We start from the raw sequence: 22,898 nt of genomic DNA, 5'->3' as shown, positions 1-22,898 counted from the left end.
CCCCTTCGCTATCAAGGTTTGGTGGGCACCGGCTGGGATGACGAGGTCAGCCGCCAGATCGTGTTGCCCACATCGTCGGCGATCAGGATCGCACCCGCCTTGTCCTCAGCCACGCCGACCGGACGCCCTTGCGCTTCGCCTTTGTCGTTTAGGAATCCCTCCAGCACGGTTTCTATCGGTCCGGACGGTACGCCTTCATTGAAAGGCACGAACACCACTTTGTAGCCGCTGAACGGCTTGCGGTTCCAGGAACCGTGCAGGCCGATGAAAGCCCCATTGCGGAAACGCGGCGGCAGCGCTTGGCCCGTGTAGAACGCCAGGCCCAACGGCGCGACATGGGAACCCAATGCGTAGTCCGGAGCGATGGCCTTGGCGACCAACGCAGGATCCTGCGGTTTCACCCGCATGTCCACATGCTGGCCGTAATAGCTGTAGGGAAACCCGTAGAACGCGCCGTCGCGCACCGAAGTCAGGTAGTCGGGCACCAGATCGTCGCCCAGTTCGTCGCGCTCGTTGACCACCGCCCACAATTTTCCGTCCTGCGGTTGCCAGGCTAACGCCGTAGGATTGCGCAAACCGCTTGCGAATACGCGACGCGCGCCGGTGGCGGCGTCGATCTCCAACACGGCCGCGCGATCGACTTCCTTGTCCATGCCGTTCTCGCCGATGTTGCTGTTGGAGCCTACGCCGACATACAAGCGTTTGCCGTCGGCGCTGGCGACCAGGCACTTGGTCCAGTGATGGTTGAGGGTGCCTGCAGGCAGATCCGCGACTTTCGTCGGCGCGGCGGCGATCGCTGTATCTCCCTTGCGGTAGGGGAAACTCACCACCGCATCGGTATTGGCCACATACAGGGTTCCGCCGACCAGGGCGATGCCGAACGGGGAATTCAGATTCTGCAGGAACGCACTGCGCGTTTCCGCCACGCCATCGCCATCGGCATCGCGCAGCAGGGTGATGCGGTTGGCGCTGGGCACACCGGCGCCCGCTTTTTTCATGACCGATTTCATCACCGCGCCCTTGATGCCCTTGCCGTCGTCGGGCTTGGGCGGCGCGTTAGTTTCGGCGACCAGCACATCGCCGTTGGGCAGCACGTACACCGTGCGCGGATGATCCAGGCCGCTGGCGAACGCGTTGACGGCGAAATCCTGGGCCGCTACGGGCTTGCCCTGCGCCGGCCAGCCCACGGCCGGGGCGATATCCACAGTGGGAATCAACGAGGTTTTGGGTTCGGCCAGCACCGGCGAGGGGCCCGTATCCTGCCCGGCCGCTGTTTGGGTATGGCCGTTGCTGCAGGCCGACAGCAGCGTCAACGCGGAGAGACAGACGGCACAGCACGCATGTTTCATGGTCGGCGTCCGTTGCGACGGTGACGGGAGTTTGCGACCCGAAAGGTCAATCCGGCGTGAGTGTGGGCTTGGGGAATGCGAAAACAGCAACGCTACGGTTTAGCATCGTCTGCCGCCCTAACGGACCTTCCGATGTCTTCCTGGCAAACGCTGTTGCGCGATGTTCCCGACTTCCCCAGGCCCGGCATCCTGTTCAAGGACATCACGCCGGTGCTGGCCGACGCCGATGCGTTCGCTGCCGCGATCGGGGAAATGGCCGCGCCATGGCGTGGAGAAAATCTGGATGCCGTCGTCGGCATCGAATCGCGCGGCTTCATCCTCGGCGCCGCTTTGGCGCTGGAGTTGGGCACCGGATTCGTGCCGGCGCGCAAACCCGGAAAATTGCCGGCGCGCACGCTGTCGCTGGAATACGCACTGGAGTACGGCAGCGACCGTTTGCACATCCACATCGACGCGTTGCCGCCCGGCGCGCGCGTGATCGTGGTCGACGACGTACTGGCCACCGGCGGCACGCTGAAAGCGGCGCTCGCCTTGACCCGGCAACAAGGCGCCGAAGTCGTTGGTGCGGCCGTGTTGCTGGAGCTCGGTTTCCTCGGCGCGCGCAAGGACTGGGCCGATCCGGCGCCGCTACGCGCGGCGGCGGTGTTCTGAATCCGTCCGCAAGCCTCGGCTTCCGCCGAGGTCAGCTTCCACCAAGATAAGCCGCCTTGCCCAGCGGCACGCCCGCATGGCGCATGATCGCGTAAGCGGTGGCGACGTGGAAATACAGGTTGGGGGTGACGAAGCTGAGCAGATAGGTGCGGCCATCGAAGCTGAGCGGCTCCTTGTTGCGGCGCGGCACCGAGATCGGCCGTGCTTCGCTGCCCGCGAACTGATCGGGTGTGAAAGTGCCCAGATACTCGATGGCGCGATCCAGCCGATCGTAAAGCTGGGCGAAGGTGGTTTCGTCGTCTTCGAAACGCAGCGCCTCCACGCCCGTCAGCCGAGCGGCGGCGTTCTTGGCGCCGTCGGTGGCGATCTGTACCTGGCGTAGCAGCGGGAACATGTCCGGATACAGCCGCGTCTGCAGCAACACATTGGGATCATAGCCCTGCGCCTGCGCGTGGGACTCGCCCTTGACCAGCAACTGGCGCAGATTGCGCAGCGCGCGCTGGCTGACCGGTACGGTGGCCTGGTACATGGAAAGGGTATCGCTCATGGGATTGCCGCCGAAGGAATGAAGGCGGCAAGTCTACGCAGCGCGGCCTTATCGGATTAGCCCGGATTCGCGGGAGAGTGCATCCCGCAACAATGCGATTCGGCTTTCACGGAACCTTGTCGGTCCCTGCGCGTCCAATGTCCCATGCGCATTTTCTTCCTGCCGCTGTCGTTGCTGCCGGCCGTGTGCCTGGCAGCCACGGAGTCGCGCGTGCTGCAGGCCGGCGATACGCGCCTGCGCGTGGAGATCGTGGAGGTGGACGATCCTGCGCGCGTGCGAATGCTGCAACGCTGGATCCAAGAAGCCGCCGAGGCCACCAAAACCCAATCGGGCCGTTATCCGTTGCCCGACGCCTATGTGCGCATAGAGGAAACCGACCGCGACGACGACAGTCCCGTGCCCTGGGGACAGACGCGCCGTCGCGGCGAAACCGGCGTACTGCTTTACGTGCGCCGCGACGCGAGCTACGAACAACTGCGCGCGGACTGGACAGCGGTGCACGAACTCTCGCACCTGTTCCATCCCTATCTGGGCGATAGCGGACGCTGGCTGGCGGAAGGGCTGGCGAGCTATTACCAGAACGTTTCGCGCGCCCGCGCGGGCATGCTGGATGCGGAAGAGGCCTGGCGACGCCTGGATGCCGGCTTCCGCCGGGGCGAGGCCGCCTCCACCGGCGCGCGGCTGGATGCGATGGGTCGCGAACGCGGCGGCACCATGCGCGTGTACTGGGCCGGCGCCGCGTATTGGCTGGAAGCCGATCTGGCCTTGCGCCGCGACTCCGGCACCACCCTCGATGCCGTTCTCGACCGTTATGCCGACTGCTGCCTGCACGGCACCGATTCGTTGGCGCCGCAGGACTTCGTCTCGGCGCTGGATCGCGCGGCGGGCAACGACACTTTCTCGGCGCTGTATCGGCGCTATGCCGCGACCCGCGTGTTCCCTTCGCTAGCCGATGCTTATGCGCAACTCGGCATCAGCAGAGACGGCGATGGACTCGCATTCGCCCGCACCGCAAAAACCACGCAACTGCGCGACGCCATCATGGCCTCGCAGCGGTCGCCGTCTACGCGGTCGGCAGCGCCTGCATCATCACCCAGTCGTCCTTGACGTCATCGCCTACCCTGAAGAGGGAGCTTCCCATGATTTCGAAACCGTGCTTCTGGTAGAAGCGGATCGCTTGTGCCGCTTCCTGCCACACGTTGAGCCACACCGAGCGCGAACCGCGCAGGCTGGCGGCCGCCAGCAGATTGGAGACCAGTTGCGCGGCCAGGCCGCGGCCATGGAAGGCCGAGTCCAGATAGATGCGGCCCAGTTCCACCGTCGGCAGCAGGCTCACCACCGGCGGTGGCGTGGTTCCCCAGCGCAGCTGCGCGAAGCCGGCCCATTGCCCGTCCTGCTCCACGATCACCGTGAGCGTATCCGGATCGCGTATCTCACGCGCTTGCAGTTCCGGCGTATACGCTGCATCCAGGAAACCGGCCACGTTCTCCGGGCTGCTGCAATGGCCATTGGCCGCGATGAAAGTCCGGCGCATCAGCGCCGACAGGTCGGCAGCATCGGCCAGGCGGGCCGGACGGATCACAGCGTTGGTTTTCATGGCAGCTTGCATATCGGCAGCATTACCTTAACGCAAACGCAAATCCGTTGCGGGCCAGGCCACGCGCCCCCCACGCGCTATGCTTCAAAAGCGGAGCGTGGGAACGTTCACCTTGGGCATCAGGCGCTGGGTGAAATAGCTGTCCTGGTAGTACTTGATCTTGTCGCATTTCACCGGGTGCGGGATTCCTTCGTACAGGAACACTTCCTTGTCGAATCCCATCGCCTTCAGTTCCTGCGGCAGCATCAGCGCCCTGCGCTCCTCCGACTCGCTGAAAGACACGCTGCCCTGCGCGCCGTGCGACTGCGAGCGGTTGCGTTTGCGCACCGTGGTGTAGCCCAGCATGTCGGAATAGTCGTTGGCGTCCTGCTGTTCGCGCGGCGCGTAAATGATCTGCAGCGCGTGGTTGGTGATGATGGTGCGCGAGACATCCTTGCCGTAGGTGGCATCGAGCTGCGACATGCTCTGGATGATGGGCAGCAGGCGGATGTTGTAGCCGGCCATATAGGAAACCGCCGAGGCGATGATCTCCACCTTGCCGATGGCGGTGAACTCGTCCATCAGCAGCAGGCACTGATGCTTGAGTTCGGGATTGCTCTGCGGCAGTTCCTTGGTATTGAGGTTGATGATCTGGTTGAAGAACAGGTTCACGATGAGCCGGCTTTCGGCCAGCTTGTTCGGTTGGATGCCGATATAAATCGTCATCTTGCGCTTGCGCACGTCGGTCAACAGGAAATCGTTGGCGCTGGTAGCCGCATCCAGCACTGGATTGATGAAGGCGTTGAGCGGTTCCTTGAAGGTGCCCAGGATGGAAGCGAAGGTTTCCTCCGCCTGCGACAGCAGGTTGGCGAAAGCGGTTTTGGCATGGTTGCTGAGGAACGGTTGCTTCGACAGATTCTGCAGATAGGCCTTCAACTCGCTGCCGTCGCCGGAGGACAATCGGTAGATGCCGCCCAGCGTCGGAAACGACAGGAATTCCTTGGGATATCCCTGCCCGTGCTGCTCGTCGAAATTCTCGAACAGATACAGGGCGAAGGCGGTGAATGCGTTGCGCGCCTGGCTGACCCAGAATTTCTGGTCGTCCGAGCCATCGGGATACAGCATGGCGGCGATGCTCTGCAGATCGGAGATACGGAACGCCGGATCCTGCGACACGTAGCTCAGCGGATTCCAGCGATGCGTGCGGCGATCTTCGGCGAAGGGATTGAACAGATAGATTTCCTGGCCCTGGCTGGCGCGCCAACCGCTGGTCAGGTCGAAGTTCTCCTGCTTGATGTCCAGCACCACCATCGATTCCTGGTAGTCCAGCAGGTTGGGAATGACGATGCCCACGCCCTTGCCGGAGCGCGTGGGCGCGGCCAGGATCACGAACTGCTGCCCGCTCAAGCGCACCAGCTTGCCGTTGAACTTGCCGACCACGATGCCGTTGGCGGACTGCTTGAACAGGCCATGCTTGGCCAGGTCGCCCGCGCCGGCGAAACGCGCATCGCCATGCATCGATTGCTTAGCCGGCTTGAAAATGAGGACCAGCAGTGCCAGCCACACCAACAGGGACGAACCGAAACCCAGGTAGCCGGCCACTTTGATCTTGCCCGCGTAACGCTGCACCTGGGGCAGGTCCAATGCCTTCCAGTAGTCGAGGTAGGTGTTCCACTTCAACAGGCCCGTATCCAGCTTGAGCAGCAGCAGCGCCAAATAGCCGGACAGGTACAGCCCGGCCAGCAGGAGTGCCAGCGAGACGACCAACGCGAAAACGAGCTTTTTACTGTCCACCTGCAACTCCTTGTCGTGTTCTTTCTTCCTTGGGCCCGCGAACTTAGCGCCGGCGCTTGACCGGTTTGACCGAAGCCGGCGGATCGCTGCGCTGCGCGCTTTCTTCCTCGATCAGCCGGTCCGCCCAATCGCGTGCGTCTTCAAGACTCAATTCGTGCCGCAGCTTGGCGCCTGCCGACGACAACACGGCGTAGCCGGTCACCTCCGCCGGATCGAACTGCGCTTCATCGGTAAGGGCGACGATCTGATAGCGTCCCCGGACGAGTAGCGTATGGCTGTATTCCGTCATGGCCTGGCCTCCTGGCTTCTGCTCCGATCATAGTACGTACTGCCCGCCCAATTGAAGTCCCGGCTCGAAGTCCATGCGGACAGCGAAAGCCCCGCAGACGATCAGGCCGCCGACTGCAGCCGCGATTCGGTCGCTGCGATGGCCTGTTCCACCAGAGTCCAGTCCGCGCCATTGCGATGCGCGCCTTCGCTCAGCACCTGGCGGAATGCGCGGCCGCCGGGTTGTCCATGGAACAATCCCAACAGATGCCGCGCGATGTGCTTCAGCGCCAGGCCCTGATCGAGCCTGCTTTCCACGTAAGGACGCATGGCGCGCAGCAGCTGTGCGCGCGGCAGCGTTTCCCCGCCGGACAGGGCCGCGTCCAGGCGATGCAGCAGATAGGGATCGTGATACGCGGCGCGGCCCAGCATCACCCCATCGGTGTGCTGCAGATGCAGCAGCGAATCTTCCACGGTCGCGATGCCGCCATTGACCGCGATGATGAGATCCGGTCGTTCGCGCTTAATCCGGTACGCCCAGTCGTAGCGCAGCGGCGGCACTTCGCGGTTTTGCTTGGGCGAAAGGCCCTTCAGCCACGCGTTGCGCGCGTGCACGAAGAAGATCCGGCAGCCCGCGCTGGCCACGGTATCGATGAAACCGGCGAAACGGTCGTAGTCGTTTTCCTCGTCCACGCCCAACCGGCACTTCACGGTGACCGGAATGTCCACGGCCGCGACCATGGCCGAGACGCTGTCGGCCACCAGCGTGGGCTCCTTCATCAAGCAGGCGCCGAAGCGGCCGGCCTGCACGCGGTCGGAGGGGCAGCCGACGTTGAGGTTGATCTCGTCGAACCCATGCTCCTGCCCCACTCGCGCCGCGCCCGCCAGCAAGGCAGGGTCGCTGCCGCCCAATTGCAGGGCCACCGGGTTTTCGACCGGATCGCGCGCCAGCAGCCGTGCGCGATCGCCCTGCAGCACCGCATTGGCATGCACCATCTCGGTATACAGACGCGCACGCGGCGCCAGCAGCCGATGGAACACGCGGCAGTGGCTGTCGGTCCAGTCCATCATCGGGGCGACGGACAGGCGCAGGGAATCGATGGAAAGAGGCGCGACGGGCATGCGCCTATTGTAAAGGCAGGCCGGTCACGAGGCTCCCGCAGGTCGGCGATGGACTCTGCAGCGCCTGAAGAACCAAGGGCTGACGCCCCTCAGCTCACCAGCGCATCGCTCTTGGCATGCGCGAAAACGACCTGGTTGCCGTCCTGATCCTGCACGATCGCCACGTCCACCAGATCGGATCTGGATTTCTCGCCGATACGGATGCCTTTGGATTCCAGGCCGGCGATTTCGCGATCCAGATCCTCCACCACCAGCGTCACCGACGACAAGCCTGCGCGACTGCCGTCCTCGAAGACCTGGACGCATCCGCCATTGGGAAGCTGCCATTCGGCGACCTCGTCCATCGGACGCGACGCCGGCCCCAGTATCTGTTCGTACCAGACCACGGCCGCATCGATGTCCTTGACCGCGATTCCAGCCAATGCGTTGACGATGGACATGGCACTCACCTTCCGCTTGAGATAGTGCCTGGATACAGAAGACGCGGTTACTGGGTAGTGAAACCCATGCTACAGGTCATGTCCGGGCGTGGTTTGTCCCGGAAACATGAACGGGCGTTTATGCCGCCAGCGACAGGTCCGGCAGTTCCGCCTCGGTCCGCAGTCGAAGCCCGAACTGTCGGGCCAGATTCTCCAGCAGCACCGGTTTGACCGCGTCCATGCCGGACGGCCCGCCCAGATCGGACAGGGTGGTGACTTCCTGACCCTGGTAGCCGCAGGGATTGATGCGGTGGAACGGCTCCAGGTCCATGCCGATGTTGAATGCCAGGCCATGGAAGGTGCATCCACGGCGCACGCGGATGCCGAGCGCCGCGACTTTGGCGCCGGCGACGTAGACCCCGGGCGCGCCTTCCTTGCGCTCTGCGTGGATGTTCCATTCGGCCGCGGTGTCGATGATGGCCTGTTCGATCCGGTGGACGTATTCGCGCACGCCGACCTTCATGCGTTTCAGGTCGAACAGCGGATAGGCCACTATCTGCCCGGGTCCGTGGTAGGTCACTTGGCCGCCGCGGTCCACATGGATGACGGGGATATCGCCGGCGGCCAGCACGTGCTCCGGCTTACCGGCCTGGCCCAGGGTAAACACCGGTTCGTGTTCCACCAGCCAGATCTCGTCGTCGGTGGTTTCGCCGCGCGCATCGGTGAAGCGCTGCATCGCGCGCCATACCGGTTCGTAGGATTGGCGGCCGAGCTCGCGCACGCGGGCCGGCAACGCGGTCATATCGTCCACTTCACTTCCGGATGCGCGCGCAACGCGTGATGGGCGGCGTCGTACTGGGCGCGATCCTCGGCACGGAAGCCGATGCGCACCGAAACGTATTTGCCGTTGGAGGAATGCTTCCAGCTGATGCTTTCCTCCAGCACTTCGATACCGGCAGCGACCAGCAGGCGCGGCAGTTCGGTTTCCAGGCCGCCGTCGGCCGAACCCATGGCGCTGAGCTCGAACGTGCCGGGGAACTGGAAGCCGTGGTCGGGGTTGTCAGATTTGATTTCCATGACGGTGACTTATGGCACAAAAGCGAAAATTCAAGTATGCAGGATTGCGGAGGGCACCGGGAACTCTATATGGTTGGAAACGTACGGCGGGCAAAGAAATGTGAGGTCCGGGAAAACATCACAGTTCTGTTTGAATATATTCGCGAATATCGCATTTACTACACCACCAAGGAGCCGTAGTCAGCCAAGCCTGAAATTCAAACCGCATCGGCATTTCCAGATCACGTCGTACCGCGCGCAAAAAAGTATTCACCCTAATTAAGGAAGGAATTATTAAATGAATGGAAATTACGCAGCCTCTCTCTGCAAACGCTTGCCCATCCTGTTCGCCGTATTCTTTGGCTTGGCGATCGCCAGTCCGTTGATCAATGCCAAAGAGCCCAGCGTTGCTCAGAAATACGATCGCCAGTACGTTCGGGCAAACCTTGTAAAAGGCAAGACCACGCCAGATGAAGTCAAGCAGAAATTTGGCAAGCCTCATGAAGTAGAGACTCGCACCAATGAAGACGGGGATTATGAAGATTGGATCTATATACGAAGTGAGGAAGGCGCAAGAGGTCTCTTCAATAAAGCCAGAAACAAGCTGTCGGCGGTGTCAGGGCTAAGTGGAGGCCGTGGTGGTACGAGCACCGCCGATAACGCACTCGAAACAACGGAAACCAAGGCAAATATTGCGGGGGATCTGGCCAACTCCGAAAAGAATGGTTCTGGGCGGCCGGCAGAGAAGTTGTACATTCATTTCAAAGATGGCGTTTTGAGCAGTTTTACCCTGCAATAGGCTCAGCCCATACCAGGCATGATCCATGCGCTATCGCTTTTTGATAGATGTTTAAAAAAAGGTCGGCAAAATGCCGACCTTTTTCATGCGCATGTATCGAAATGCGATGTGCTTAAGTTCCGCCGCGCTACGGATCGTACTATCGCGGGCAATTCGACCTGTGCGATTCACCGTACAAACCTGACAAGCCAATCACCAGCGGTCGTCGACGAACGCGGCAAGCGGATCCTCCGTTCCATCGCTTCCAGAAGCTGTCTTGTGTGCGGCCGGAGAAACCGTCTTCTTCCACCTCGTTCAGCGCGAGAGCTCGGTCATGGTGGAATTGACCCAGCCCTTGTTGCCCAGCTCGTCTTCCACTTCCCACATCAGACCGTCCTTGTTGCCGGTCGGGTACAGCATCATGCCCGGGTCCAGCGTGCGCACGGCTTTGCCGGTGCCTTTGGGATTGGCCAGCAGGCGTGCGGCCCTGGTTACCGTGAGCGCCTGGGTGACGTTGGCTGCGGATGCGTTGTCCGGCAAGCCGCCCAGCTGGCCGATGATGTCGGTGTAGGCTTGCAGATAAGCCAGAGTGATGACCTGGCCCAGCTCGGTGTTCGCGTATCCGGAAGCGCCCGCCTCGCCCCACCCGCTGCCGCCGAACAGGCCGGCGCTGGCGCCCCAGCCGATGTCGGTCTTCTTCGCGTTGCCCTCGGCCATAGCCACCTGCTCGGACGAGCGCACATCGGTGACGGTCAGGACCACGTCGGCGGTCTTTTTCTTGAAATTCAAGCCGCCCGCGATTCGGCCGACATCGCCGCCGATCAGGCCGCCGAGCAATCCGCCGATCGCGTTGCCGCCGGCGTTGCTGTTCTGCGCGATCAGGTCCGGCACCAGCACATAGTCGGCCGCCTTGATCTGGCCTTTGCCTATGTTGGAGCGGCCACGCAATTCGCCGCTCGAGGCCAGCGCGCGTTCGCCCATGGCCGCGTTCATGCCAGCGCCGCGGTCGACCAGGGTGAAGCAGCGCGACTTGGTGACGAAAACCTTGATCAGCTTGGACGGCGCAGGCAACTGCTGGCCGCTCCACCAATTGGTCGCATCCTCCGGTTCGATCACCGAGATGGTGCCGAGGCGTTTGGCGCAGGTCGGAATCTGCGCGGTCTGTTCCTTGCGCTGCTCCTGCGCGCTCTGGCGTTGCGCCAGCGCCGGCGCCGAAGCGGCGGCCAGGGCCAAACCGAACACGCCTGCCGCCAGGGCCGCGTGCGTGGAAATATTGATAGTCATCGAACCTTCCCCAAAAAAAGAATGCATGAACGCCGGAGCCGGCGCTGCGGACGCCCGCGCCGGACATCGGTCCGTAATCGGCAACCGGAACAGTCGTAGGAACGCGGGTTCCCGGCCACCCCGGCCATTGCGCGGAAAAGCGTGGCCCTAGAAACGAAAAAGCCGGCTTGCGCCGGCTTTCCAAGGGTCATGGCAGGCGGATTACTCCGATTCCCACCACATCCAGAAGCTGTCCCACAGGCGGCGGAAGAATCCGCCTTCTTCCACTTCGTTGAGCGCGACCAGCGGCGCCTGCGCCACCAGCTTGCCGTCCAGGCTGACTTTGACCGTGCCGACGGCCTGGCCTTTCTTGAACGGCGCCACCAATACCTTGGGCACGTCCATGGAAGGCTTCAGGTCCGCATAGCGGCCGCGCGGCACGCCCACCAGCAACGGTTGCGCCACGCCCAGTTGCACCTGCTTGGTGGTGCCTTTCCAGACGCGCTGCTGGGCGATGACTTTGCCCGATTCGTACAGGCGATGGGTTTCGAAGAAGCGGAAACCCCAGTTCAACAGCGCCATGCTGTCGTCGGCGCGCTGTTTTTCCGAAGTGGAACCCATCACCACCGCGATCAGTCGCTGGTCGCCGCGCTTGGCCGAGCTCATCAAGCAATAGCCGGCGCCCGAATGGTGGCCGGTCTTGATGCCGTCCACCGCCGGATCCCGCCACAGCAGCAGGTTGCGGTTGGGCTGCGGATTCATCGCGCCGACCTTGAATTCCTTGATTTTGTTGTAGGCGTAGGTATCCGGGTAATCCCGAATCAAGGCCTGGCCCAGCAGCGCCAAGTCGTGCGCGGTCGAATAATGGTCGGTCGCCGACAGACCGTGCGCGTTGACGAAGTGCGAGCCTTTCATGCCGATCTTGGCGGCGTAGTTGTTCATCAATGCCGCGAAGGCTTCCTCGCTGCCCGCGGCATGCTCGGCCAGCGCGATGGCGGCATCGTTGCCGGATTGCACGGCCATGCCTTTTTCCATCTCCACCAGCGGCGCGGTCTTGTTCAACTCGAAGCCGCTGTAGCTGCCATCGGTACCGGCGCCGCCCTCGCGCCAGGCGCGCTCGCTCAGCATGACCTGATCGTCGGGCTTGATCTTGCCGTTCTTCTGTTCGGCGGCGAGCACATACGACGTCATCACCTTGGTGATGCTGGCCGGCTCCACACGCTCATCGTAATTCTCGCCGGCAAGTATCTGGCCGGTGGTGTAGTCCATCAGCACCCAGGCGGTGCCCGCGGGCTTGGGTGCGGGCGGGATGGCCACTGCCGCCGCCGGTGCGGCAGGTTGCGGCACGGGCTGGGGCGCGGGAGTCTGGGCGAAAGCCAGGCCGACCGAAACGGTGGCCAACGCGGCGATTGCGAAACGGAACTTCATTTGCTGCTAACTCCAGGAAGGCCGGGGCCGATGTAAAGAAGGAAATTGTACGGGTTGACGCTTGAAGTGTCGGTACTGGGTAGGCGGTCCGCAGCAGCGAACACGCCCGTTTGGACGGCTATTCGCGAACTACCTGCGGCTGGCCGAACCCCAGGCCTGCGATACGACCGGCGAGTTCCGTGGCGGCGGCCTGGTCGGCGGCGTCTACGCGCAGACGCCAGAGAGTACGGCCATTGCTGGCGACATCGCTCAAGCTGGCGCGGGCGATGCCGGCGGCGCTCAATCTCGCCAGCGCACGGTCGGCGTTCTCGCGACTGGCGAAGCTGGCGACCTGCAGCTGCACGTCGCCATCGGAACGCGTCGGCGTCGAGGTTGGGCGAGCGGCGGCCGGCGGCGCGGCACGTGCGACTTCCACCACAGCGGGCGCGGCGGATGCGGGCCGGCTCTCCACCGCAGCGGGCTTGCCGGTGGCGACGCGCACGCCGCGCGAGCTCATCCAGGCGTCGAATTCGTCGGCAGTGGGTTTTTTGTCCAGCTGCGGGGTGACGTGGTAACGCCAGGGCTGCGAAGGATCGGACGACGCACCGGCATCGGTTGCGATCGCCTTCGTCGCCGTCGTGGTCGCCGGTGTTTGCTTGGGCAGATTACCGACCAGTTCATCCATCGGCGTCGGTTTGCCGGTGGCGATGCGCGTGGGTATGCCGGTGGCGATGGTGGTCTTCACCGCAGCGGGAGCGGACGCCAGCAGGCTGCCCTGATCGGTGCTGGTCAGCGCGCGCACTTCCACATTGCCCGTTCCCCGCTGGGTGATGCCCAGCTTGACCGCAGCGGCGTAGCTGAGGTCGATGACGCGGCCTTCGTGGAAGGGTCCGCGATCGTTGACGCGCACCACCACCGATTTGCCGTTGTCCAGGTTGGTAACGCGCGCGAAGCTCGGCAGCGGCAGGGTTTTGTGCGCGGCGGTGAAGGCATACATGTCGTACACCTCCTGGTTGGAAGTGCGGCGGCCGTGGAACTTGTTGCCGTAGTACGACGCGGTGCCGCGCTCCACGTAACCGTCGACACGCTGCATCACTTCGTACTTCTTGCCCAGCACGCTGTAGGGAGAGCGGTTGCCGATGGCAGAACGCGGCTCGCTGGTGACCAGCGGCTCGGCGATGCAATCCACATCGGGAACGTGGTCGGGCGTGGTATCGGGGACATGCGGCGCATACAGCCCGCCGGCCTGGTAGTCGCCGCGCTTGCTCAGGTCTTCCTGCGCCGGCGAGTATTTCTGCGTGCAGCCCGCAGCGCTCGCTTGCGTCGGCATCGGGGGTTGCGCGCGCCGGCCGGCGTCGGCCGACGAGGGCGGAGGAGAAGACTTCTTCGGTGCGCTGCTGCAAGCCGCAAGCGTGAGCGCCATCAACGGCAGCGCCAGCCACTTCATGCCGGTGGAATCTCTTTGCCGGCGATGGCTTGCGACAGCTGGTAGACGGCCATCGCGTACATCTTGGAATTGTTGTAGCGGGTGATGGCGTAATAGTTCTGGAAGCCCAGCCAGTATTGCTTGCCGGCACTGCCTTCCAGCGAGACCAGGGTGGCGGTGGCATCGGGCGCAACCGGATCCAGCGGACGGTATCCGCGCTGGGCCAGGTCGGCCAGCGTGTAGTCGGGCGTCCAGGTCTCGGGATTGAACTCCGCGTAACCCGGCTGCAGTTCCGCCCGTGCGACGATCGCGCCATCGCGCACCCAGCCGCCGCGTTCGCCGCCCTTCTTCAGGAAATAGTTGGCGATGGAGGAAAACACGTCGTCGTAACTGTTGAACAGGTCGCGGCGGCCGTCGCCATTGCCGTCCACCGCGAATTCGCGATAGCTGGAGGGCATGAACTGGCCAAGGCCCATCGCGCCGGCGTAGCTGCCGGTCAGGCTGGCGATATCCAGGTTCTCCTCGCGGCCCAGCGCGAACAGCTGCGCCAGTTCGTCGCGGAAGAACTGCTCGCGCTTGTATTCGTAGGCCGCGCGCGCGGGGTTGCCGCTGCGCGGATAGCGGAACGCGAGCGTGTACAGCGCATCGATCACCCGCGTGTTGCCGGTGAATCCGCCGTAGCTGGTTTCCACGCCGATGATGGAGACGATGATCTGGGCAGGCACGCCGGTGCGCGCCTGCACGCGCTGCAATTCATCGCGATGGGTGGCGAGAAAGGCGCGCCCGCCCTCGATGCGCGATTCGGTAATGAAATTGGGGCGGTATTCGGCCCAAGTCTTGGTCCGCTCGGCCGGTCGCGACATCAACGACACCACGCTGTCGAGGAACTGCGCCCGCGACAGGGTCGCTTCGATCACCGCCGGCGCGATGGCGTATTTGGCCGCGGTATCGCGCACGAAATTGGCGCGCGCGACCTCGAACGGAACAGGAGCCAGATCGATAGGCGCGTCGGCCGGCAAGGCTTCCACGGAAGCTTCCGCGGGGCCTTTCGCGGATTTTGGCGTCGCCGGCTCGGCGGCCGTTTGCTGCGCCGGAGTCGGGGACTTCACCGGCGTCGCGCATGCCACGAGGCCAAGGGTAAACAGGCAGAAAAGAGCGGTTCGGGTCATCGGCGCCGAGGGTAGCATGCGTAAAGCGGTGAAGAGTGAATAGTGAATGGCAAAGGGTTAGAGCAAGAACGCCGCTTTGGGTTTCACCCTTTGCTATTTACTCTTCACTATTCACCACACTAATACCCATGCACCGGACGATGCGCGCGGACCGACATCACCAACCCCAACCCGGCCAGCAGCGATACCGCCGAGGTTCCGCCGTAACTCAGCAACGGCATCGGCACGCCCACGACCGGCAACAGGCCGGAAATCATGCCGCCGTTCACGATCACGTAGACGAAGAACGAAAGCCCGATCGTGCCGGCGATCAAGCGCGAATAGGTATCCCGCGCATCGATGGCGATCCATAGGCAACGGCCGATCACGAACAGGTACAGCGCCAGCACTACGGCCACGCCGATCCAGCCGAACTCCTCGGACAGCACCGCGAAGATGAAGTCGGTGGTGTGCTCGGGCAGGAAGTTGAGGTGCGACTGGGTGCCCTCGCCCCAGCCCTTGCCGGTCATGCCGCCGCCGCCGATGGCGATCTTGGATTGGATGATGTTCCAACCGGTGCCCAGCGGGTCGTTCTCGGGATTGAGGAAGGTCAGGATGCGATCTTTCTGATAGGGGCGCAGGAACCACAGCCACGCCACCGGTGCCGCCGCCGATACGCCGCCTACCGCCACGCCCACCCACCACCATGGCAGCCCGGCGAGCAGCAGCGCGAACACGCCGCTGGCCGCGACCAACATGCCGGTGCCGAAATCGGGCTGCAGCAGGATCAGTCCGGTCGGCAGGCCGACCAGCACGCCTGCCGCCAACACGGTACGCAGACGCGGCGGCAACGGTTCGCGATGCAGGAACCAGGCCATCATCATCGGCAGACTGAGCTTCATCAGTTCCGAAGGCTGGAAATAGAACAGCTTCAGGTCGATCCAGTGGTTGCCGTGCTTGCCGCTGCCGATGAACAGCACCAGGATCAATGGCAGCAGCGAGACCAGAAAAATGCCTGGCGTCCATGCGCGCAAGCGCGTCGGCGTCACCCGCGACAGGCCCCACATCGCCGCCAAGCCGACCACAAAACGCGCACCCTGCGCCAACATCAGCCGCATGCCCTGCGTTTCGCCGCCGGCGCTGTACAGCACGGCCAGACCGATACCCATCAACGCGCTGAGCGCCAACAACAGCGGCCAGTCCAGCGTCCGCAGGAAATAACGGACCAGGTCCGTCAGCCAGCGCAGGATCTCGCTCATGGGCTGCGCTCCTGCGGTTTGGGTTTAAGCCCCTCTCCCGGCGGGAGAGGGGTTGGGGTGAGGGTACGGTTTACACGTGGGGCAGCAGATTGCTCCGCATTGGCGCTTTCGGATGCGGGCGATGCTGGTTCAACGCCAGCGCCAGCACTGGTCTCACCCCGTACCCTCGCCCCAACCCCTCTCCCGTCGGGAGAGGGGCTCAAAGCGCCAGCGATCGGCTTTTCAGACCCAGGCACTTCCGGCACGTCCGGCATCTTGCCCAGCAACCACGCGTCGAAGACCTTGCGCGCGATCGGCGCGGCGGTGGATGCGCCATAACCGCCGCCTTCCACCGCCACCGCCACCGCAATGGTTGGGTTCTCGGCCGGCGCATAGCCGACGTACAGCGCACGGTGGCGCTTCCATAGCGGCAACGATTTCGGGTTGACCGCGACGGTGCTGCGGTTGACCACCTGCGCGGTACCGGTCTTGCCGGCCGAACGATAGGCCGAACCGCGGAATACGCTGGCCGCGGTGCCGATGGCGACGGTCATTTCCATACCTTCCTGGACCACACGGACGTGGTCGGCACGGTCGCTGATGCGTAGCGGCGCCGGCTGCGGCAACGGCTGCCACGGCGCATCGAAGCCGGCGCGCTGTTCGGCCGCCAAGTGCGGGCGTCGCATCAGCCCACCGTCGGCGATCGCTGCGGTGCCGCGCGCCAGCTGCAGCAGGGTCGCTTTCCACAGGCCCTGACCAATCGCCGAATTGACCAGATCGCCGGGGTACCAGCGTTCCTTGGCGTATTTCCGCTTGCTTTCCGGGGAGGGCACGATGCCTTCGATTTCGCCCATTAGGTCGATGCCGGTCTTCTGGCCGAAACCATACCTGGCCATGTATTCGTCGTAGCGCTGCACGCCCATGTCCAGCGCCAGTCGGTAGTAGTAGGTGTTGACTGATTCGTAGATCGACTTGCGCGCGTCGGTCCAACCATGACCGCCGCGATGCGAATCGCCCCAGCCGCGCCCGGTCATCCCGGGCAGGCGGAACATGCCGGTGGAAAGGACCCGGTCCTCGGGTTTGCGCAGGCCGCTGTCCATGCCGGCCAGCGCGGTCAACGGCTTGACTGTCGAACCCGGGGCCACGCCGCCGAGCACCAGCCGATTGAATTGCGGACGCGAAGGATTGCTGTTGAGCGCGTTGAAATCGGCATGCGAAATGCCGTTGACGAACAGATTGGGGTCGTAGCTGGGCAGGCTGACCATGGCCAGCACTTCGCCGGTACGCGGGTCCAGGGCCACCGCCGAGCCTTCCAGGTCGCCGAAAGCCTGCACCATGGCCAGTTGCAAATTGGCATCCACGCTCAACCGCAGATCCAAACCGGCCTGGGCCGGCACCCGTCCCACCGTGCGCAGGGCACGGCCCTCGACGTTGGTTTCGACCTGCTCGTAGCCGATCTTGCCGCGCAGCGTCTCTTCGTAATAGCGCTCCAGGCCGGTCTTGCCGATATGGGTCAGCGCTGCGTTGCCTTCGCCCAGGGTTTCCAGGTCCTTGTCGTCGATTCGCGACACGTAACCCACGATGTGCGCGAACAGATCGCCGTACGGGTAACGGCGGGTCAGATAAGGCTCAAGCTCGACACCGGGGAAGCGCCAGCGATCCACCGCGAAACGCGCCATCTCTTCTTCGCTGACCCGCAGTTTCAGCGCGATTGGCCGGAATCCCCGGGTCGCCTTGCGGGTGGCCTCGAAACGCTCGATGTCTTCCGGCGTGAGAACGAAAATCTTGCCCAGCTCGGCGACCAGCTTTTTCGGATCGCCGGCCTTCTCCGGCATCACCTCCAGCCGGAAGGCTGGCACGTTTTCCGCCAGCAGTCGGCCCTTGCGGTCAAAGATGGTGCCGCGGCCGGGCACCACCGGTTTGGGTTTGATGCGATTGGCCTCGGATAGCGTCGCGTATTCGGTGTGGTCGACCACCTGCAACTTGAAGTACCACCCGGCCAGTCCCAGCAACGCGACCGCGACCATGACGAAACCGAGCGCCGCGCGGCGGCGGAACTGTTCGGCTTCCGCATGCGGATTCTTCGACGGTCGGCGGGCGGGCCGCATGGCTATTGGCGCTTGCCCAGGCGCAGCGCGTCCAGCATCACGAACAGCGGCGGCCATAGCAGCATGCCCAACACCGGCGCCCACCAGTAGTTCCAGGGTAACGCCGGCTCCCCCAGCGCCAGATGCACGGCGCCGGTCACCACCCGATCGTTGAGCAGCAGCACCCCGATCGCCAGCGCCTGCTGCGACATCGGGAAGAAGCGCAGACGCGCGCGGAACCGCTGCAGGATGAAGGTCATGATCACCATCCGCAGCGCCTGTTCGCCGAGCAATGAGCCGAACATCAGGTCGGCGATGATCCCGACCGTGAAGGCGAAACCCAGCCCGGCGCTATCCGGCGCTTCGATGACCCAGTAAGCCATGATCAGCGCCAGCCAGTAAGGGCGCAGCGGCTGCAACAGGCCGGGCAAAGGCAACAGGCCCAGCAGCAGCGCGATGATGATGCTCACCGGCATGATCCAGCCTCGGCGTGGCCGGCTCACGGGCGGGGCTCCAGTGGGGTCGCGGAGGTTTGGTTTGCGGCAGGTTTTGCAGGAGCAGTTTCAAGCCCCTCTCCCTCCGGGAGAGGGGTTGGGGTGAGGGTACGGTTTACAGGTGGAGCAACAGATTGCTCCGCATTGGCACTTTCGGATGCGGGCGATGCTGGTTCAACGCCAGCGCCAGCATTCGCCTCACCCCGGACCCTCTCCCCAACCCCTCTCCCGCCGGGAGAGGGGCTCGACGCGGCGGCTTCGCCCATTCCCGATTCCCCATTCCCGATTCTCGTAAGCGCCTTCGGCGCCGAACGCAACAGCAGCACGTCGCGGCCGCGATTCAACTGCGCAGCGGGCCTGAGCTCGCCGACCAGGAACGCGCGACTGTCGTCGGGACGCAGGCCGGTCACCGTTCCCACCGGAAACCCGGCCGGAAACCGTCCGCCCAGCCCGGAGCTGACGATGACATCCCCGATCTTCACGTCGGTATTGAGCGGCACATCGGACAGCTCCAGATGATCGCCACGGCCATACACGATCAGGCGTACGCCATTACGCACCACCACTACGGGCACCGCGTGGTCGGGATCGGTCAGCAGCAGCACGGTGGAATGGGACGGGGTCGCTTCGATGACCTGTCCCATCAAACCGCCGGCGTCGATCACCGCCTGGCCCACATGCACGCCATCGCTGCTGCCCGCATCCAGCACCAGACGCTGGCGGGTCGGGTCGAGATCGATGTTGAGGATCGGTGCGAGCTGCACGTCCAGGCCGCGGCTTTCGGCCGCGCCCAGCAGCGCACGCAGTTGCGCATTGTCGGCGGCGGCCGTCTGCAGCCGGGTCAGGCGCGCATTGGCGATCAGCAGCTCATTGCGCAGATTGCGGTTTTCGGTGGTCAGGCGGGTGCGGGTGCCGGCATCGTCCTGCATGCGCGTGCCCAGCCGTCCGGGCAGCCCCGCCAGCCACCACAGCGGCTGGGTGGCGACGTTGGCCTGCACGCGGAACTGCGAAAGCCAGCCGCCACGGTGATCGAAGATGACCAGCGCGATGGCCAACGCCAGGTATCCCAATAGCCTGAGCGTGCTGGCGACTTCGCCTGGACGGGCAGTGACGGGAGGACCGGCGTAGGAGGGCACTAGGGAGCCGTGAAGAGTGAAGTCGACGGCTACGCCGTCTGCGAAGAGTAAAGAGTACAGCCACTAGAAACCTGGCGGGGTCGCGCAGTACGCAGTATTCCGACTGACAGCGCACAACGTGCGCGACTTCACCATTGCCAGCCCACGACGCGGGCGGCTTTACGCTTATTCGGGGGCGAAGAACTCGTTGCCGTGCATGTCCACCAGTTCCAGCGCACGACCGCCACCGCGGGCCACGCAGGTCAGCGGATCGTCGGCCACCTGCACGTGCAGGCCGGTTTCCTCGGAGATCAGGCGGTCCATGTCGCGCAGCAGCGCGCCGCCGCCGGTGAGCACGATGCCGCGCTCGGCCACGTCGGCGCACAGCTCCGGCGGGGTCTGCTCCAAGGCCAGTTTGACCGCGCTGACGATGCCGGCCAGCGGTTCGTGCAGCGCTTCGAGCACCTCGTTGGAAGTGATCTTGATCATCTTCGGCACGCCTTCGGCCAGGTTGCGGCCGGAGATCTCAAGCTCCTGCACTTCCGGCTGCGGATAGGCGCAGCCGATCTGCAGCTTGATGCGTTCGGCCGTGGCTTCGCCGATCAGCATGCCGTGGTTGCGGCGCACGTAATTGGTGATGGCCTCGTCAAAGCGGTCGCCGCCGATGCGCACCGACTGCGAGTAGACGATGCCGTTCAGCGAGATCACCGCCACTTCGGTGGTGCCGCCGCCGATGTCGATGACCATGGAGCCGCGCGCCTCGGTCACCGGCATGCCGGCGCCGATGGCCGCCGCCATGGGTTCTTCGATCAGGTAGACGTCGCGGGCGCCGGCTTCTTCGGCCGACTCCTTGATCGCCCTGCGCTCCACCTGGGTGGAACCGGCCGGCACGCACACCAGCACGCGCGGGCTGGGGCGCAGGAAGCGCGACTTGTGCACCTTCTTGATGAAGTACTTCAGCATCGCCTCGGTATAGGTGAAGTCGGCGATGACGCCGTCCTTCATCGGGCGGATGGTGGTGATGTTGCCCGGAGTGCGGCCCAGCATCTGCTTGGCCTCGGCGCCGACGGCGGCCACGGTGCGGGTGCCCCCGAAAGCGCGGTCCTGGCGCACGGCGACTACCGAAGGTTCGTTGAGGACGATGCCCTGTCCGCGTACGTAGATCAGGGTATTGGCCGTGCCCAGGTCGATGGACAGGTCGTTGGAGAACATGCCGCGGAGTTTCTTGAAGAACATCGAGGGAAGAGTCCTGCTGTGCCGACGCGGCGCAAAGTCCGCGCGGTGGGGAATTCGGGGGTTCGCTAGACTAACAACCGCCCCGGGGTGCGGCAAGGGAAAATCTGGGGAAAACCGTACTATTTCCAGCGTTTCGCGACATCCGCCGCGATCGTTCATCCGCCTTGCAGTTCGCGCGCGCTGGCCTGCACCTGTCCCAGCCGTTACCCTTTGCGCCGCCAAGGTGCCGACGCCTGGCCGTTACCCGGCCCGCCGGGAGCGACTTTCCTCATTGAAGAGACTGCCCGATGTCCGCACTGATCTGTGGTTCCCTCGCCTACGACACCATCATGGTGTTCCCGGACCAGTTCAAGAACCACATCCTCCCGGACAAGGTCCACATCCTCAACGTGTCGTTCCTGGTGCCGCGCATGCGCCGCGAATTCGGCGGCTGCGCCGGCAACATCGCCTACAACCTCAAGCTGCTGGGCGGCGAGCCGATCCCGATGGCGACCGTAGGCCAGGATTTCGGCCCCTACCGCGAATGGTTCGTGGAACAGGGCATCGACATGAGCCAAGTCAAGGTGATCGACGAGCTGTTCACCCCGCAGGCCTTCATCACCACCGATCTGGACAACAACCAGATCACCGCCTTCCACCCCGGGGCGATGATGCGCAGTTACGAGAACCACGTGAAGAACGTGCCCGGCGTCAGCTTCGGCATCGTCAGCCCCGACGGGCGCGAAGGCATGCTGCAGAACGCGACCGAATTCGCCGAAGCCGGCATACCGTTCATCTTCGATCCCGGACAGGCCATGCCGCTGTTCAACGGCGCCGAACTGCGCCATTTCATAGAACAGGCCGACTACGTCACCGTCAACGACTACGAATCCAACCTGCTGCAGGAACGCACCGGCTGGAGCGAGAACGAGATCATGCAGCGGGTCAAGGCCTACATCACTACCCGCGGCCCGCACGGTTCGCAGATCCACACCCCGGAAAAGACCTTCGAAATCCCACCGGCGCACGAACGCCGCGTCACCGACCCCACCGGCTGCGGCGACGCGTTCCGCGCCGGCCTGATCTTCGGCATCGAGAAAGGCTACGACTGGCTGACCATCGGCCGCATGGGCAATCTTATGGGCGCGCTGAAAGTCGAACACCCCGGCACCCAGAACCAGCGCTTCGATTACGCCGAATTCGCCGAGCAGTTCAAGCAGCAGTTCGGGTATTCGCTGTAAGCCGACTCCACCACGTGGGAGCGCCGTCCCGGCGCGAGCTTTTTGCGTCTACCTTGAAAAGCTCGCGCCGGGACGGCGCTCCCACTTACAGCGGGTTACATCACGTGCGCCAGCCACAGCAATTCGGGCTGCGCCAGGCGTTCGAATTCGCTGTAGGGCATGCGCACCACATCCGTGTGCGAGCCGGCGTTGAAGGCGATTTCGGCTTGTCCGGTCAGGCGCGAATCGACATAAACCGGCATGCCGTAGAGATTGCCGAACGGAGGCATCGCGCCCAGTTCGCAATCCGGGAACGCATCGCGGAATTCGTCTTCCTGCGCGAGTTCCACCAAATTGCCGCCCATCGCGCGCGACAGGCGCAACAGGTCGACCCGGTAGGTGGCGGGCATCACCATCATCGCTAGTTTGCCGTCGACCTTGAGCATCACGGTCTTGGCGAAATGCCGGCTGCCTATGTTCGCCGCGGCCGCGGTCTGGTCCGCGGTGATGGTGCGTTCGTGGGTGAGCGCGGTGTAGTGGCCGTGGCGCTCGTCTAGGAAGTGGTGCAGTCGTGGGGAGAGCATGGTCGCCTCCGCGTGGCGCAGGCCTGCCGTCCAATGCGGCGCTGCGTCGCAGATGTACCTGGCGCGAGCTTCCGGCGTCGCGTCACCTTGGCGGACGGATCCGGTACGGACACACGCACGCCATGCGGTGGAGCTTACTCCT

General features: G+C 64.0%; 23 protein-coding genes. 4 read left to right on the top strand and 19 right to left on the bottom strand.

The features are described 5' to 3' along the window. Positions 1-11: 11 nt before the first annotated feature. The gene (locus tag J2W94_RS15235; RefSeq protein WP_310095250.1) at positions 12-1,349 is read right to left on the bottom strand and encodes a PQQ-dependent sugar dehydrogenase; all 1,338 of its coding nucleotides are present in this window, start codon (positions 1,347-1,349) and stop codon (positions 12-14) included. Between the two features lie 132 nt (positions 1,350-1,481). Here J2W94_RS15235 and J2W94_RS15230 point away from each other — a divergent pair, with 132 nt between their 5' ends. Further along, a complete protein-coding gene (locus J2W94_RS15230; protein ID WP_430540629.1) occupies positions 1,482-2,000 on the top strand; it encodes an adenine phosphoribosyltransferase in 519 nt (172 codons plus the stop codon). 31 nt (positions 2,001-2,031) lie between these two features. Here J2W94_RS15230 and J2W94_RS15225 read toward each other — a convergent pair whose 3' ends face one another. Beyond that, the gene (locus J2W94_RS15225; protein ID WP_310095243.1) at positions 2,032-2,547 is read right to left on the bottom strand and encodes a DUF1993 domain-containing protein; all 516 of its coding nucleotides are present in this window, start codon (positions 2,545-2,547) and stop codon (positions 2,032-2,034) included. Positions 2,548-2,691: 144 nt separating this feature from the next. Between J2W94_RS15225 and J2W94_RS15220 the strand changes: the two genes are divergently transcribed. Next, on the top strand, positions 2,692-3,654 hold the full coding sequence (locus tag J2W94_RS15220; RefSeq protein ID WP_310095240.1) for a hypothetical protein: 963 nt from the start codon (positions 2,692-2,694) through the stop codon (positions 3,652-3,654). Here the strand turns inward: J2W94_RS15220 and J2W94_RS15215 are convergent. The 7 genes from J2W94_RS15215 to J2W94_RS15185 form a co-directional block, all read right to left on the bottom strand. Further along, the gene (locus J2W94_RS15215; protein WP_310095238.1) at positions 3,611-4,144 is read right to left on the bottom strand and encodes a GNAT family N-acetyltransferase; all 534 of its coding nucleotides are present in this window, start codon (positions 4,142-4,144) and stop codon (positions 3,611-3,613) included. The two genes, J2W94_RS15220 and J2W94_RS15215, sit on opposite strands and share 44 nt — an antisense overlap. An 84-nt stretch (positions 4,145-4,228) precedes the next feature. Then, complete coding sequence (locus tag J2W94_RS15210) at positions 4,229-5,890, bottom strand: type IV secretory system conjugative DNA transfer family protein (RefSeq protein WP_430540635.1); 1,662 nt, start codon at positions 5,888-5,890, stop codon at positions 4,229-4,231. 70 nt (positions 5,891-5,960) lie between these two features. Beyond that, a complete protein-coding gene (locus tag J2W94_RS15205; protein WP_310095233.1) occupies positions 5,961-6,206 on the bottom strand; it encodes a hypothetical protein in 246 nt (81 codons plus the stop codon). Between the two features lie 101 nt (positions 6,207-6,307). Then, a complete protein-coding gene (gene dusA / locus J2W94_RS15200) occupies positions 6,308-7,306 on the bottom strand; it encodes a tRNA dihydrouridine(20/20a) synthase DusA (RefSeq protein WP_310095231.1) in 999 nt (332 codons plus the stop codon). Positions 7,307-7,395: 89 nt separating this feature from the next. Beyond that, on the bottom strand, positions 7,396-7,746 hold the full coding sequence (locus J2W94_RS15195; RefSeq protein ID WP_310095229.1) for a VOC family protein: 351 nt from the start codon (positions 7,744-7,746) through the stop codon (positions 7,396-7,398). Between the two features lie 118 nt (positions 7,747-7,864). After that, positions 7,865-8,527, bottom strand: a complete 663-nt coding sequence (gene lipB / locus J2W94_RS15190; protein ID WP_310095631.1) for a lipoyl(octanoyl) transferase LipB — start codon at positions 8,525-8,527, stop codon at positions 7,865-7,867. Then, positions 8,524-8,802, bottom strand: coding sequence for a DUF493 family protein (locus tag J2W94_RS15185; RefSeq protein ID WP_310095227.1), 279 nt, complete (start codon positions 8,800-8,802; stop codon positions 8,524-8,526). The genes lipB and J2W94_RS15185 overlap by 4 nt, the downstream gene beginning before the upstream one ends. Positions 8,803-9,079: 277 nt before the next feature. Here J2W94_RS15185 and J2W94_RS15180 point away from each other — a divergent pair, with 277 nt between their 5' ends. Beyond that, positions 9,080-9,580 (top strand): hypothetical protein, encoded by a 501-nt coding sequence (locus tag J2W94_RS15180; RefSeq protein WP_310095225.1) that lies wholly within the window; start codon positions 9,080-9,082, stop codon positions 9,578-9,580. 294 nt (positions 9,581-9,874) lie between these two features. Here the strand turns inward: J2W94_RS15180 and J2W94_RS15175 are convergent, their stop codons facing one another. The 9 genes from J2W94_RS15175 to J2W94_RS15135 form a co-directional block, all read right to left on the bottom strand. Continuing rightward, complete coding sequence (locus tag J2W94_RS15175; RefSeq protein WP_310095223.1) at positions 9,875-10,843, bottom strand: CsgG/HfaB family protein; 969 nt, start codon at positions 10,841-10,843, stop codon at positions 9,875-9,877. 201 nt (positions 10,844-11,044) lie between these two features. Further along, on the bottom strand, positions 11,045-12,250 hold the full coding sequence (locus J2W94_RS15170) for a D-alanyl-D-alanine carboxypeptidase family protein (protein WP_310095221.1): 1,206 nt from the start codon (positions 12,248-12,250) through the stop codon (positions 11,045-11,047). 118 nt (positions 12,251-12,368) lie between these two features. After that, on the bottom strand, positions 12,369-13,676 hold the full coding sequence (locus J2W94_RS15165; protein WP_310095219.1) for a septal ring lytic transglycosylase RlpA family protein: 1,308 nt from the start codon (positions 13,674-13,676) through the stop codon (positions 12,369-12,371). Continuing rightward, on the bottom strand, positions 13,673-14,824 hold the full coding sequence (gene mltB / locus J2W94_RS15160) for a lytic murein transglycosylase B (protein WP_310095216.1): 1,152 nt from the start codon (positions 14,822-14,824) through the stop codon (positions 13,673-13,675). The genes J2W94_RS15165 and mltB overlap by 4 nt, the downstream gene beginning before the upstream one ends. Positions 14,825-14,943: 119 nt before the next feature. Then, positions 14,944-16,062 (bottom strand): rod shape-determining protein RodA, encoded by a 1,119-nt coding sequence (rodA, locus tag J2W94_RS15155; RefSeq protein WP_310095214.1) that lies wholly within the window; start codon positions 16,060-16,062, stop codon positions 14,944-14,946. Then, on the bottom strand, positions 16,059-18,149 hold the full coding sequence (gene mrdA, locus J2W94_RS15150) for a penicillin-binding protein 2 (RefSeq protein ID WP_430540628.1): 2,091 nt from the start codon (positions 18,147-18,149) through the stop codon (positions 16,059-16,061). Before mrdA ends, rodA begins: the two co-directional genes overlap by 4 nt. A gap of 2 nt (positions 18,150-18,151) precedes the next feature. Next, on the bottom strand, positions 18,152-18,604 hold the full coding sequence (gene mreD, locus J2W94_RS15145; protein WP_430540634.1) for a rod shape-determining protein MreD: 453 nt from the start codon (positions 18,602-18,604) through the stop codon (positions 18,152-18,154). Positions 18,605-18,627: 23 nt separating this feature from the next. Continuing rightward, complete coding sequence (mreC, locus tag J2W94_RS15140) at positions 18,628-19,758, bottom strand: rod shape-determining protein MreC (protein ID WP_310095210.1); 1,131 nt, start codon at positions 19,756-19,758, stop codon at positions 18,628-18,630. Between the two features lie 165 nt (positions 19,759-19,923). Then, the gene (locus tag J2W94_RS15135) at positions 19,924-20,973 is read right to left on the bottom strand and encodes a rod shape-determining protein (RefSeq protein WP_093283831.1); all 1,050 of its coding nucleotides are present in this window, start codon (positions 20,971-20,973) and stop codon (positions 19,924-19,926) included. Positions 20,974-21,260: 287 nt separating this feature from the next. Between J2W94_RS15135 and J2W94_RS15130 the strand changes: the two genes are divergently transcribed. After that, positions 21,261-22,193, top strand: a complete 933-nt coding sequence (locus J2W94_RS15130; RefSeq protein WP_310095207.1) for a carbohydrate kinase family protein — start codon at positions 21,261-21,263, stop codon at positions 22,191-22,193. Positions 22,194-22,288: 95 nt separating this feature from the next. Here the strand turns inward: J2W94_RS15130 and J2W94_RS15125 are convergent, their stop codons facing one another. Next, positions 22,289-22,756, bottom strand: coding sequence for an aminoacyl-tRNA deacylase (locus J2W94_RS15125; RefSeq protein WP_310095205.1), 468 nt, complete (start codon positions 22,754-22,756; stop codon positions 22,289-22,291). Positions 22,757-22,898 lie beyond the last annotated feature (142 nt).

Source organism: Pseudoxanthomonas sacheonensis (genome assembly GCF_031455975.1).
GTDB classification, from domain to species: domain Bacteria; phylum Pseudomonadota; class Gammaproteobacteria; order Xanthomonadales; family Xanthomonadaceae; genus Pseudoxanthomonas_A; species Pseudoxanthomonas_A sacheonensis_A.
Note: the sequence above shows the minus strand (reverse complement) of the source record. Positions and strands in the feature narration are given on the sequence as shown.